The organism is Pseudomonas promysalinigenes (genome assembly GCF_014269025.2).
Taxonomy (GTDB): domain Bacteria; phylum Pseudomonadota; class Gammaproteobacteria; order Pseudomonadales; family Pseudomonadaceae; genus Aquipseudomonas; species Aquipseudomonas promysalinigenes.
In genome coordinates this window covers 4976771-4988995 of record NZ_CP077094.1, presented here as the reverse complement: position 1 = coordinate 4988995, position 12225 = coordinate 4976771, and the positions used below count along the sequence as shown (strand labels likewise).

At 61.1% G+C, this 12225-nt stretch carries 11 protein-coding genes; 3 read left to right on the top strand and 8 right to left on the bottom strand.

Annotated features, from left to right (window positions below; translation table 11 throughout):
- Positions 1–8 precede the first annotated feature (8 nt).
- Complete coding sequence (gene oadA, locus HU725_RS22590) at positions 9–1817, top strand: sodium-extruding oxaloacetate decarboxylase subunit alpha (RefSeq protein ID WP_060477606.1); 1809 nt, start codon at positions 9–11, stop codon at positions 1815–1817.
- 175 nt (positions 1818–1992) lie between these two features.
- Here oadA and HU725_RS22585 read toward each other — a convergent pair whose 3' ends face one another.
- From HU725_RS22585 to HU725_RS22575, 3 genes are read right to left on the bottom strand one after another with little or no spacing between them, the layout of a single operon-like run.
- Positions 1993–2664: a GNAT family N-acetyltransferase gene (locus HU725_RS22585; protein WP_186476141.1), complete on the bottom strand. Its 672-nt coding sequence runs from the start codon at positions 2662–2664 to the stop codon at positions 1993–1995.
- A gap of 7 nt (positions 2665–2671) precedes the next feature.
- Positions 2672–3118, bottom strand: a complete 447-nt coding sequence (locus tag HU725_RS22580) for a GNAT family N-acetyltransferase (protein WP_186476142.1) — start codon at positions 3116–3118, stop codon at positions 2672–2674.
- 12 nt (positions 3119–3130) lie between these two features.
- Positions 3131–3760: an FMN-binding negative transcriptional regulator gene (locus HU725_RS22575; RefSeq protein ID WP_186476143.1), complete on the bottom strand. Its 630-nt coding sequence runs from the start codon at positions 3758–3760 to the stop codon at positions 3131–3133.
- Between the two features lie 90 nt (positions 3761–3850).
- On the opposite strand from HU725_RS22575, the gene pdxR reads away from it, so the two are divergent.
- Complete coding sequence (gene pdxR, locus HU725_RS22570) at positions 3851–5389, top strand: MocR-like pyridoxine biosynthesis transcription factor PdxR (protein ID WP_186476144.1); 1539 nt, start codon at positions 3851–3853, stop codon at positions 5387–5389.
- A gap of 61 nt (positions 5390–5450) precedes the next feature.
- Here the strand turns inward: pdxR and HU725_RS22565 are convergent, their stop codons facing one another.
- The 4 genes from HU725_RS22565 to aspA all read right to left on the bottom strand — a co-directional run bounded on the left by HU725_RS22565 (position 5451) and on the right by aspA (position 10310).
- Positions 5451–6554, bottom strand: a complete 1104-nt coding sequence (locus tag HU725_RS22565) for a polyamine ABC transporter substrate-binding protein (protein WP_186476145.1) — start codon at positions 6552–6554, stop codon at positions 5451–5453.
- Positions 6554–7597 carry a histone deacetylase family protein gene (locus HU725_RS22560; protein ID WP_186476146.1) on the bottom strand — a complete coding sequence of 348 codons (1044 nt, stop codon included), beginning with the start codon at positions 7595–7597 and terminating at the stop codon, positions 6554–6556. Before HU725_RS22560 ends, HU725_RS22565 begins: the two co-directional genes overlap by 1 nt.
- Before the next feature lie 115 nt (positions 7598–7712).
- Complete coding sequence (locus HU725_RS22555) at positions 7713–8705, bottom strand: AraC family transcriptional regulator (protein WP_186476147.1); 993 nt, start codon at positions 8703–8705, stop codon at positions 7713–7715.
- A 180-nt stretch (positions 8706–8885) separates the two neighbouring features.
- Positions 8886–10310, bottom strand: coding sequence for an aspartate ammonia-lyase (aspA, locus tag HU725_RS22550; RefSeq protein WP_060477280.1), 1425 nt, complete (start codon positions 10308–10310; stop codon positions 8886–8888).
- A 182-nt stretch (positions 10311–10492) separates the two neighbouring features.
- Between aspA and HU725_RS22545 the strand changes: the two genes are divergently transcribed.
- Positions 10493–11410 (top strand): LysR substrate-binding domain-containing protein, encoded by a 918-nt coding sequence (locus HU725_RS22545; RefSeq protein ID WP_186476148.1) that lies wholly within the window; start codon positions 10493–10495, stop codon positions 11408–11410.
- On the opposite strand, the gene HU725_RS22540 is transcribed toward HU725_RS22545, so the two are convergent.
- On the bottom strand, positions 11402–12031 hold the full coding sequence (locus HU725_RS22540; RefSeq protein WP_186476149.1) for a hypothetical protein: 630 nt from the start codon (positions 12029–12031) through the stop codon (positions 11402–11404). The genes HU725_RS22545 and HU725_RS22540 overlap by 9 nt on opposite strands.
- Positions 12032–12225 lie beyond the last annotated feature (194 nt).

Genomic DNA, 12225 nt, shown 5'->3' with positions numbered 1-12225 from the left:
ATCCCATAATGTCCAAGAAAATTCACGTAACCGACACGATCCTGCGCGATGCTCACCAGTCCCTGCTGGCTACCCGCATGCGTACCGAAGACATGCTGCCGATCTGCGACAAGCTCGACAAGGTCGGTTACTGGTCGCTGGAAGTCTGGGGTGGTGCTACCTTCGACGCCTGCTTGCGCTTTTTGAAAGAAGACCCTTGGGAGCGCCTGCGCAAGCTGCGTGCTGCCCTGCCCAACACCCGTCTGCAGATGCTGCTGCGTGGCCAGAACCTTCTGGGCTACCGCCACTACAGCGACGACGTGGTCAAGGCGTTCGTGGCCAAGGCGGCAGTCAACGGCATCGACGTGTTCCGTATCTTCGATGCCATGAACGACGTGCGTAACCTGCGTGTTGCCATCGAGGCTGTGAAGGCCGCCGGCAAACACGCCCAGGGCACCATCGCCTACACCGTCAGCCCTGTGCACACCATCGACGCATTCGTCGCCCAGGCCAAGCAGATGGAAGCCATGGGTTGCGACTCGGTCGCGATCAAGGACATGGCTGGCCTGCTGACCCCGTTCGCTACCGGCGAGCTGGTGCGGGCGCTCAAGGCTGAACAGTCGCTGCCGGTGTTCATTCACTCCCATGACACTGCCGGCCTGGCTGCCATGTGCCAGCTCAAGGCAGTGGAAAACGGTGCCGACCATATCGATACCGCGATCTCGAGCTTCGCCTGGGGCACGAGCCACCCAGGTACCGAATCGATGGTCGCCGCGCTCAAAGGCAGCGAATTCGACACCGGCCTGGACCTGGAGCTTTTGCAGGAAATCGGCCTGTACTTCTACGCTGTGCGCAAGAAATACCACCAGTTCGAGAGCGAGTTCACCGCCGTGGATACCCGCGTGCAGGTGAACCAGGTACCAGGTGGGATGATTTCCAACCTGGCCAACCAGCTCAAGGAGCAAGGCGCGCTCAGCCGCATGAACGAGGTGTTGGCAGAGATCCCGCGCGTGCGTGAGGACCTTGGCTTCCCACCTCTGGTAACGCCGACCTCGCAGATCGTTGGTACTCAGGCGTTCTTCAACGTCCTGGCGGGTGAGCGTTACAAGACCATCACCAACGAGGTGAAGCTCTACCTGCAAGGCGGCTATGGCAAGGCCCCCGGCGTGGTCAATGAGCAACTGCGCCGCCAGGCGATCGGCAGCGAAGACGTGATCGACGTGCGCCCGGCCGACCTGCTCAAGCCTGAGATGGCCAAGCTGCGCAGCGATATCGGCGCCTTGGCCAGCTGCGAGGAAGATGTGCTGACTTTCGCCATGTTCCCGGACATTGGCCGTAAGTTCCTCGAGGAGCGCGAAGCGGGCACCCTCACTCCCGAAGCCTTGTTGCCGATCCCCGAGGCCGGTGCCGTGGCTTCTCCTGCAGGTGAAGGCGTACCCACCGAGTTCGTCATCGACGTGCACGGCGAAACCTACCGCGTGGATATTACCGGTGTAGGGGTTAAGGCCGAGGGCAAGCGGCACTTTTACCTGTCGATCGACGGCATGCCCGAAGAAGTTGTCTTCGAGCCGCTCAACGAGTTCGTCGGTGGCGGTGGCAGTAAGCGCAAGCAGGCCAGCGCTCCTGGCCACGTCAGTACCACCATGCCAGGCAACATCGTCGATGTACTGGTCAAGGAAGGCGATGTGGTCAAGGCCGGCCAGGCGGTGCTGATTACCGAGGCGATGAAGATGGAAACCGAAGTGCAGGCGGCCATCGCTGGCAAGGTCGTGGCCATCCATGTTGCTAAAGGCGACCGCGTGACGCCCGGCGAGATCCTGATCGAGATCGAAGGCTGAGATAAGCCTTTATCTACAAATGGTTAACCTCTGGGGAGCGGATGCTCCCCTTTTTTTGCCTGGCATCAGGTATGTGGCGCCTGTAAGACCGAGCGCAGCTCACGATGCGCCGCGCGGGCGGCGCTCGATCTCAAAGGCGCCGCCGCCCTAGTGCCAGTCCCTCATGGACAGAAGATCACCCCCTACGGCAATCCTCAAGTGTCCGCACTTGGCCTCCCAGCCCCTGGTTCTCTGCACTCAACCACCGCTCGAACCCCGCCGCCACCTGCGGCCACTCGTCATCGGTAATCGAATACCACGCGGTGTCGCGGTTATGGTCCTTGACCACCAGGTGCTTGCGGAAAACCCCCTCGAAAACGAAGCCGAATCGCTCGGCCGCGCGCTTGGAGCGGGCGTTGGCGTTATTGCACTTCCATTCCAGGCGCCGGTTACCTAATTCGAACCCCAGCTTGCCCAGCAGGTATACGGCCTCGGTGCCTTTAGGCGTGCGCTGCATGGCGGCACCAAAGGCGATGTGGCCGATCTCGATACGGCCGTGGTCGGGCACGATCGACATCAAACTGAGAATACCTTGGGCCTGGCCGCTGTTGCGGTCGATCACTGTGAAAAAAAGCGGGTCTTGGCCAGCGGCGTTGCCTTGCAGCCAGCGGTCGAAGGCGCCGCGCTCGGTGAATGGGCCGTAGGGTAGGTAGTCCCACAACACAGGGTCCGATGCCGGGCCTTGCAGCACCTCCCATAGATCGTCCCCGTGGCGCGCCGGGTCGAGTTTCTCCAGGCGGATGAAGCGGCCGTCGATAACCTGGGCCGTGGGTGCTGTAGCGGGTTTCCAGTTCAATGCGTCAGTCATGTGCGGCCTACAGCCCTTTACGGAATTGGATGAAGCCAGGGCGCTCGGCAACCTGCTCGTACAGGCTAATGGCGGTGGCATTGGTTTCGTGGGTCAGCCAGTGCACCTTGATGCAGCCGGCAGCCCTTGCGGTGGCGTATACATGTTCGATCAGCTGGCGGCCAATACCCAGGCCGCGCTGGCTACTGTCGACATAGAGGTCCTGCAGGTAACAGGAATTCTCGATGCTCCAGTTGGAACGATGGTAGATGAAGTTAACCATGCCCACCGCTTTGCCATCGACCCAAGCCAGGGTCGAGTGGGTTGGCTCACTCGGGTCGAGCAGTCGTTGCCAGGTGCTAAGGCTCACTTCTTCGGCGAGTTCGGTCTGGTAGAAGCGCAGGTAGTTCTGCCAAAGGGCGAGCCAGTCGGCGTGGTCTTGAGGGCTGACGGGGCGCAGGGTGACGTTGGCCATGGGGCTTTTCCTTCAGAGTTGGCGCATGTGCGCGGCGAGTTGTTGGTCCAGGTAGTCCGGGCTGGCGTTCAAGCCCTCACGCACGCCAGCGATATCCTGCGCCGAGCGATTCTGGCTGAGCTTGCGCGCGCCTTGCAGGCGGGCCACAGGCAGGCGGATGCCGACGATCGCGCGCAGCATGCCGTCGAGGTAGCCGGCAGGGGCGTCGCTGACCTTCCAGGGTTGGCTGCGGCCTTGCTCGTGGCGGTCGGTGAGACGGCTGACGATCTGCAGCAATGGGGCTGCATCGTGGATCACCTCGGCGGTGCCGTAGGCGTGTACGGCCAGGTAGTTCCAGGTCGGCACCACTTTGGGGTTCTGCGCCTTGCTTGGGTAAAAGCTTGGGCTGACGTAGGCGTCTGCGCCGGGGAAGACCAGCAGTGCTTCGGCGCCTTGCGCCAAGTCCTGCCATTGGCGGTTGGCGCGGGCCAGATGGGCATAGACCGTACCGAACTGGCCTTCGTCGGTGTCGAGCAATACCGGCAAGTGCGTGGCCATCAGGCCTTGATCGCCATGGCTGATCAGCACCGCTAGACGGGTATCGCGCATATGCTGATGCAGGCGCTCAATGTCGTGTTCTTGGTGGGGTTTGCTGTTGTACATGTGTGCTGTCCTTGTCCAATGGCTCCATCCTAGGCAGGCTATTGGATCAAGGTAAGAGCCATTAATGACTGTTTTGGTAGGGCCAATTTCATGCGCGAGCGCTCCATCGTGTTGCCTTTCGATCCCGCAGGGATCGTGCTTGATCGTCGGCGCGGGCTCAGTCAGCAGCTGTATCAGGCGTTGCGTGCCAGGGTTTTGGATGGGCGCTTGAGTAGCGGCACCCGGCTGCCTGCCACTCGGGACCTGGCAAAGGTGCTGGCGCTTTCGCGCAACAGCGTAGTGCGCGCCTATGACCAGCTGTATGCGGAGGGCTATATCGAAAGCCGCGTGGGTGATGGCACCTATGTGAGCCGGCTGGAAAAACTATCCACACAGTTACCCACAGGGTTATCCCTAGGGTTATCAACAGAGTTATCCACATTTTCGCCCTCGGACACTGAGGATTTAACCAGCAATAGGTTCGCCAGCGAGCCTTTATTGCGTTTGAAAAATAACCACCTGCCGGCACAAAACGGCGGCCCACCTAGGGCGTTTCGCGTCGGCATACCGGCTTTCGACCTGTTCCCATTCGATGTGTGGGCCAAGCTACAAGCGGGTTTCTGGCGTAACCCTTCACCGGCTCTACTGGGCTATGGGGACCCGGCGGGCGAGCCCGCTTTGCGCGAGCTGATCGCCGCCTATCTGCGTCGATCAAGGGGGCTATCCTGCACGCCTGAACAAATTGTGATCACCCATGGTGCGCAGCAGGCCATCAGCCTTTGTGCACAGTTGTTATTGCAACCAGGTGACACAGTGGCTGTGGAAAACCCTGGGTATCGCGCCGCAGGGCGGGCGTTTGCGGTGGCCGGTGGCAAGCTGATCGGGGTGCCGGTGGATGAGCAGGGCATGGACTGCCACCGCCTGGTGGATCTCCCGGGCTGTCGACTGGCCTATGTCACACCGGCGCATCAGTATCCTACAGGGGTGACCATGAGCCTGGCCCGACGCCTGGCATTACTGGCCTGGGCCGAGTGCAACGATGGCTGGGTCATCGAGGACGATTACGATGGCGAGTACCGCTACAGCGGTGCGCCCCTGGCCCCGCTAGCTGCGCTCGACCGCCAAGGCCGTGTGTTGTACGTCGGCACTTTCGGCAAGATTGCCTTCCCGGCATTGCGCCTGGGCTACTTGGTTCTGCCGCCGCAATTGGTGCAAGCATTCAGTCAAGGCCGTGCGCTGGCAGTTCGGCACTCAGAGGTGGGAACCCAATGCGTGATGGCTGAGTTCATGGCCCAAGGGCACTTCCAGCGGCATATCCGGCGCATGCGCAAGGCGGCGCTCGCCCGCCGCAACGTGCTCAAAGCGGGATGGCCTGTTGGGGTGGAGGGCTTGGGGGAGATGCCGGAAGTAGCTGCGGGGCTCCACGTAAAGGTGGATGTGGATAGTTTTGCACGTGAGCAGGCTTTGGTGGCCAGCGCTGCGGCGGTAGGGGTGGAGGTCAATCCCCTGAGCGGTTACTGGCTGCCAGACTCTGACGTGCCTGTGGATAAGCGGGCAGGGCTGGTACTTGGATTTGCAGCGGTGCCGGAAGGGCAGATTGCCGAAGCTTTGCTGAAACTGCGTAAGGCTTGGAGACCTCTTCGCGGGTGAACCCGCTCCCACAGCTACCGCGTAGGCTCTGTGGGAGCGGATTACTCGCAACGAAGGCGACTCAAGTTCCGGATTTGATTCGTGTCCACGCTCGCGTGCGGGCCCGCTCGCCCTCACGGGACAATGGCTTGAGTGTGTACAGCTTGGTCATGGCCTGCTCGGTCGGGTAGAGGTTCGGATTATTGCGTATCGCTGGGCTGACCTTGTCGGTGGCATCCTTGTTGGGGTTTGGATAGCCGACGAAGTCGCTGATCGGCGCAATCACTTCAGGGCGCAGCAGATAGTTGATGAAAGCATGGGCATCTTCCGGGTTTGCTGCATTCTTCGGAATCGCCAGCATGTCGAACCAGATCGGCGCCCCTTCCTTGGGTAGGCGCATGTCCACCACCACACCATTGTTTGCATCTTTGGCGCGGTTGGCGGCTTGCGAGAAACTGCCGCTGTAACCCACCGCTACGCAGATATCACCATTGGCGATGTCGGCCATGTACTTCGAGGAATGGAAGTAGGTGATGTAAGGGCGGATCTTCATCATCAGCGCCTCGGCCTTCTTGTAGTCTTGCGGCTTGTCGCTGTTGGGCGGTAAGCCAAGGTGTTGCAGGGCCAGTGGCAGAATCTCCGACGGCGAGTCGAGCAGCGCGACGCCGCATTGTTTGAGCTTGGCGATGTTCTGCTCTTTGAATATCAGATCCCAGCTGTCGACCGGGGCCTGATCGCCGAGCACGGCCTTGACCTTGTCCGGGTTGAAGCCGATCAGGATGGTGCCATACATGTAAGGCACGGCGAACTTGTTGCCCGGGTCGTTGGCTTCGATCAGCTTCATCAGCGCCGGGTCCAGGTGTTGCCAGTTCGGCAGCTTGCTGCGGTCCAGCGGCTGGAACACACCGGCCTCGATCTGCTTGGCGAGAAACACGTTGGACGGCACCACCACGTCGTAGCCAGAGTTGCCAGTCAGCAGCTTGGCCTCCAGCGCCTCGTTGGTGTCGAAGATGTCGTAGATCAGCTTGACGCCGCTGTCTTTCTGGAAGCTGCTCAAGGTCTGCGGCGTGATGTAATCGAACCAGTTATACACGCGCAGGGTGCGCTGCTCGGCTTGAGCGTGCAGGGCGCCGGTGAACAGGGTGGCAGCGATGAGCGGGGCGAGCAGACGCTTGAGTCGGGCCATTATCGGGCTCCTGGCTGGGCGTGCTGGAAGCCTTCCAGCACATTGACTGCGTTGATACCGATTTCTTCCACAGCGTAGCCCCCTTCCATCACGAACAGGGTAGGTTTGCCGAGTTGGGCGATGCGCTTGCCCATCTCCAGGTAGTCCGGGCTGTCCAGCTTGAACTGGGAGATCGGGTCGTCCTTGAAGGTATCCACCCCCAGTGAAACCACCAGCACATCGGCGTCATAGGTGGCGATACGTTGGCAGGCGTCTTCCAGTGCCGCGCTCCAGGCCGTCCAGTCGCTGCCAGCGGGCAACGGGTAGTTGATGTTGCAGCCTTCACCTGCGCCTTCGCCGGTTTCGTCGGCATAGCCAAGGAAGAACGGGAACTCATCTTGTGGATCGCCGTGTATGGAAGCGAAAAACACGTCATTGCGCTGGTAGAAGATGTCCTGGGTGCCGTTGCCGTGATGGTAGTCGACGTCCAGGATAGCCACCTTGGCACGGCCTTGGTCGAGGAACGCCTGGGCGGCAATCGCGGCATTGTTCAGGTAGCAATAGCCGCCCATGACCTCGGCGGCCGCATGGTGCCCTGGTGGCCGGCACAGCGCGAAGGCCGAGTGTGCGCCTTGCTCGATCGCCGCCTGGGCTGTGAGGGCAACCTGTGCGGCGCTATAGGCTGCCTGCCAGGTACCGGCGGTGATGGGTGCGCCAGCGTCGAAACTGTAATAGCCCAGCTCACCGTGCAGCCCGGTAGGTTTGACTTGGCGCAGGGTACGCGCGGGCCAGGTGAAGGGCAGCAGGTCGCCGTCGTGGCCTAGGGCGGCCCAGCGAGCCCAGGCACCCTGGAAGAAGTCCAGGTATTGAGCACTGTGAATGCGTTGCAGGGGAGCGAGCCCGAAGTCGTTAGGCGCTTTCACTTCACCCAGGTTGCGCTTTTTGACCTGCTCGAGCACATGGTCCGCGCGGGACGGCATTTCGAAGCACGGCATCAGCTTGCCGTCGATCAGCTCGCAGCGGCCGTGGTGCAGGCGGTGATCATCGGAATAAATCGTCAGCATTTGTTGTTCTCCGGGGGACTGGCGTGAACCCATTTTCACGGGTGACCCGGTGGCGGAGAACGACGCAAACGGCCAAAAGGGGATCGATATGGCCACAGGTTGTGGCCAGTCTGGCTCAACCCCGGAAGTGGCTAGGTGCAACCCCGCTCCAGCGCTGGAAGGCATGACGGAAACTCGCGGTCTCGCTGAAGCCCAAGGTTTCTGCAATGCGGTAGATCGGCATCTGGTCATCGGCCAGCAACTGCTTGGCCCGGTCAAAGCGCAGTTCATCGAGCAATTGCTGGTAACTGCAGCCCAAGGCTTGCAAGTGCCGGCGCAGGGTGCGTGACGAGCAGTTCATCTGCCGCGCAAGGCCCTCCAGGCCTGGCGCCGCATCCAGTTGCTGCAACAACAGCTGGCGAATCCGCCCCAGCCAGGCCTGGCGGCCGGTGAATTCCAGGTTCAAGCGCCGGCAACGCTCACTCATGGCCTTGTGAGTAATGGGGTCGGCCAGCGGAAGGGGGGTATCCAGCCAGCGCCGCTCGAACGCGAAGGCGGTATCTTCTGCATCGAAGGCAAGGGGGCACTGGAAAGCCCCGCTATAGAGGGGGTGATAGCCTGGACGCGAATGCTCGAAGCGGGCACCGAGCAGCGGTAGTGTGCGGCCGAGCAGGTCGTCGCAGATCACTTTCAGCGACACCAGACAAAATTCGGCATTGAAGGCAGCCAAGGCCGGGCTGTCGTGATATTCACTGGCACTCAACCAGACGCGATGGCCATCGTCGAGCAAACGCAGCTTGAAGACTGTTCCCAGCAGTGCCGGATAATGCAGCGCCAAGCGCAAGGCGTCACCCAAAGTGGCACTGGAGAGCAGCGCGTAGCCGAGCATGCCATAGCACGACACATGCATGCGCCGCCCCAGTTCCAGGCCGATTTCCTCGCGTCGGGCAACGGCGTTGGCGCACACCTGCAACTCTTGCTGGGTGGTGATGCGCGCATCGCTGTGGCCTAGATCGGCGGGGGCTATACCGCTACCGGCGAGCAACGTCGTCGCCTCGCAGCCCTCTTCCTGAAACAGGTTGAGGATCAGCGAAACTGCGTTGAGGGTGGTCAGGTGGCTGTGCAGCATGCTCGGTCATCCCGTGGGCGTGGGAGGCATTATGGAGCAAGTTGTATGCCGAAATGGGCGAGGGCGGATAGTGTGGCAGGGATGAAGCGAAAAAAAGGCCCGCAGCTTGCGCTCGGGCCTTTGAAAGGTTGAGAGGTGTCTAGTCCCTCGACCTGGTGAGACGGTGTGCAGCAGCCTGGTTTACGCTTTCAGCGGCACCAGACGTGGGGCGATCATGTTTTCAGGACGCAGGATGTCGTCGAGCATCGCGTCGTCCAGCAGCTTCTCTTCACGCACCAGTTCCAGTACGCCGCGGCCGGTTTCCAGGGCAACGCGGGCGATACGGGTGGCGTTCTCGTAGCCGATGTACGGGTTCAGGGCGGTGACCAGGCCGATGGAGTGTTCGACCAGCTCACGGCAACGCTGTTCGTTGGCGGTGATGCCAACGATGCAGTGCTCGCGCAGCATGTCCATCGCGCGCTGAAGCAGGCGGATCGAGTCGAAGATCTTGTAGGCGATCAGCGGTTCCATCACGTTCAACTGCAGCTGGCCACCTTCGGCCGCGACGGTCAGTGCCAGGTCGTTGCCCATGATGGCGAAGGCCACTTGGTTGACCGCCTCAGGAATGACCGGGTTGACCTTGCCTGGCATGATCGAGCTGCCAGGCTGGCGCGCTGGCAGGTTGATTTCGTTGATGCCGGTGCGCGGGCCGCTGGACAGCAGGCGCAGGTCGTTGCAGATCTTCGACAGCTTGACCGCAGTACGCTTGAGCATGCCGGAGAACAGCACGAAGGCGCCCATGTCGGAGGTAGCTTCGATCAAGTCGGCAGCTGGTACCAGCGGGTGGCCGCTGATGGTGGCCAGGCGTTGTACGGCCAGGGCCTGGTAGCCAGGGTCGGCGTTGATGCCAGTACCGATGGCGGTACCACCCAGGTTGATTTCGGTCAGAAGCTCCGGGGCCAGCGAGCGCAGGCGCTGGAGGTCTTCGGTCATGGTGGTGGCGAAGGCGCGGAATTCCTGGCCCAGGGTCATCGGCACGGCATCCTGCAGCTGGGTGCGGCCCATCTTCAGAACATGGTCGAATTCCTTACCTTTGGCAGCGAAAGCCTGGATCAGGCTATCGAGGCTGGCCAGCAGGGCGTCATGGCCCAGCAGCAGGCCCAGGCGGATGGCGGTTGGGTAGGCGTCGTTGGTCGACTGCGCCATGTTCACGTCGTTGTTGGGGTGCAGATACTGGTACTCACCCTTCTGGTGGCCCATGGCCTCCAGCGCGACGTTGGCGATGACTTCGTTGGCGTTCATGTTGGTGGAGGTGCCCGCACCCCCTTGGATCATGTCAACCACGAACTGGTCGTGGTAATCGCCTTTGATCAGGCGGGCGCAGGCTGCACTGATGGCAGCGTGCTTGGCATCGCTCAGGTGACCCAGCTCACGGTTGGCGTCGGCAGCAGCCTGCTTGACCATGGCCAGGGCCACGACCAGCTTCGGATAGTGCGACAGCGGAACGCCGGAGAGATGGAAGTTGTTGGCAGCGCGCAGGGTCTGGATGCCGTAGTAGGCATCGGCAGGGACTTCCAGGGTGCCAAGCAGATCTTTTTCAACGCGGAACGATGCAGCGGAGGACATGATGGATATCATCTCGATTTTGACCCGGCACATGCCGGAATGGCGCCAATCCTAGGCCTTAAGGGGTTTTTGCCGCCAATGCTGATGCACGCTAACCTATGCACAAACGGCATAGTGATTGATGTGACGCCAATTGACATTCAAGCGTGTTCCATTTTGGTGCGCGCCGGGAGATCTGCTTCATGAACCTCGAAAGCAAGTGGCTGGAAGATTTCAGCGCCCTGGCCTCCACCCGCAGTTTTTCACAGGCGGCTGAACGGCGTTTCGTGACCCAACCGGCCTTCAGCCGACGTATCCGCAGCTTGGAAGCAGCGTTGGGTCTGACCTTGGTGAATCGTTCCCGCACGCCCATCGAGCTAACCGAGGCCGGACAGCTTTTTCTTGTCACAGCCCGCACCGTTGTCGACCAGTTGAGCGAAGTTCTCCGTCATTTGCATCACCTGGAAGGCGGGCAGGGGGAGGTTATCCAGGTTGCGGCTGCGCACTCGCTGGCGTCGGGGTTTTTCCCGCGTTGGGTGGCACAATTGCGCAACGATGGATTGAACATCGCCACCCGATTGGTGGCGACCAACGTTGGGGATGCCGTGCATGCCTTGCGCGAAGGTGGCTGTGACCTGATGCTGGCGTTCTATGACCCTGACGCCGCGCTGCAGATGGACGCCGAGATCTTCCCATCGCTGCACATGGGTACCACCGAGATGCTGCCGGTATGCGCTGTGGGCGCCGACGGCAATGCCTTGTTCGACCTGGAAGGCGATACCAGCGTGCCGTTGCTGGCCTACAGTGCCGGGGCGTTTCTCGGCCGCTCGGTGAACCTGTTGTTACGCCAGCGCAACCTGCGCTACACCACCGTGTATGAAACTGCCATGGCGGACAGCCTCAAGAGTATGGCGCTTGAAGGCATGGGCATCGCTTGGGTACCGCGGTTGTCCATGCGCGGTGAGCTGGAGCGCGGTGAGTTGATGATCTGCGGTGGTAGCCAGTGGCATGTGCCGCTGGAAATCCGCCTGTATCGCTGCGCTTTGGTGCGCAAGGCCAATGTGCGGCTTTTGTGGCGCAAGCTGGAGTCGGCAGGTAGCCCAGGCGAGGGATCAGTTTGAGTGGTAGTTGAGGTAATCGGTGATGGCGGCTCGGTTTGCTTCGCTGTAGTGGTAGCAGTTCGAGCGCAGCGCAATGCGCGCCGGGACCATGTAGCTTTCGCAGAACCAGCCGTTGTAGCGGGTTTCGGCGTCCTTATGGCTGGCCGAGAGCATATGGCCGATGACATGCCCGGGCATCGCGTAGCTGCGCATCGAGGCGATGGCCGTTGTGCCGCTAAGGTGTGCAAGGCCGCCCACGAAGGTCATCCCGCTTTGGTCATAGCTGTCCTTGGTCAGTAACACGTCCTTGTTCATGAACGAAAAAGGCCTGACCGAACGCTGAATTTCGACTCCCCGTGTGAATGCGTCAAGGGCCTGGATAGCGGTCATCGACTGATAATCGATGTCCGTCAGCCCGGAAATGGCACGCTGGTAGACCAGTTCAATCGGCTGTTGCGTGAAGCTGCGCATTTCTTCGAGCCAATGTTGAAAGTAGTCATCGTGCAGTTGTTGGTCGCTGATGCCTGCCAGCTCGTCGTGTGGGTAGATCGTGACCACCAGCGCTCTGCGAGCCCAGGCCGGTGACAAGGTCAGGCTGCAGGCAAGGCCCATGACGAGCGCTATTAGGCGGGTTTTGTGCATCTTTGCGTCCTTCGATGACCCTGGTCGAAAGGGCGAATTGTCTGAGGCACCATTGCCCTGTGCCAGGGGGAAAAGTTGTCCCGCGAGACAGCTTGCCCTTTGATCCGACATGTGCTTATGGGGGTGGGCGCAGCGCCCCCTTATACGCTACAATCCCGCGCCTTCGGCCGACCCGGTCGATTCAGAATCCGTAT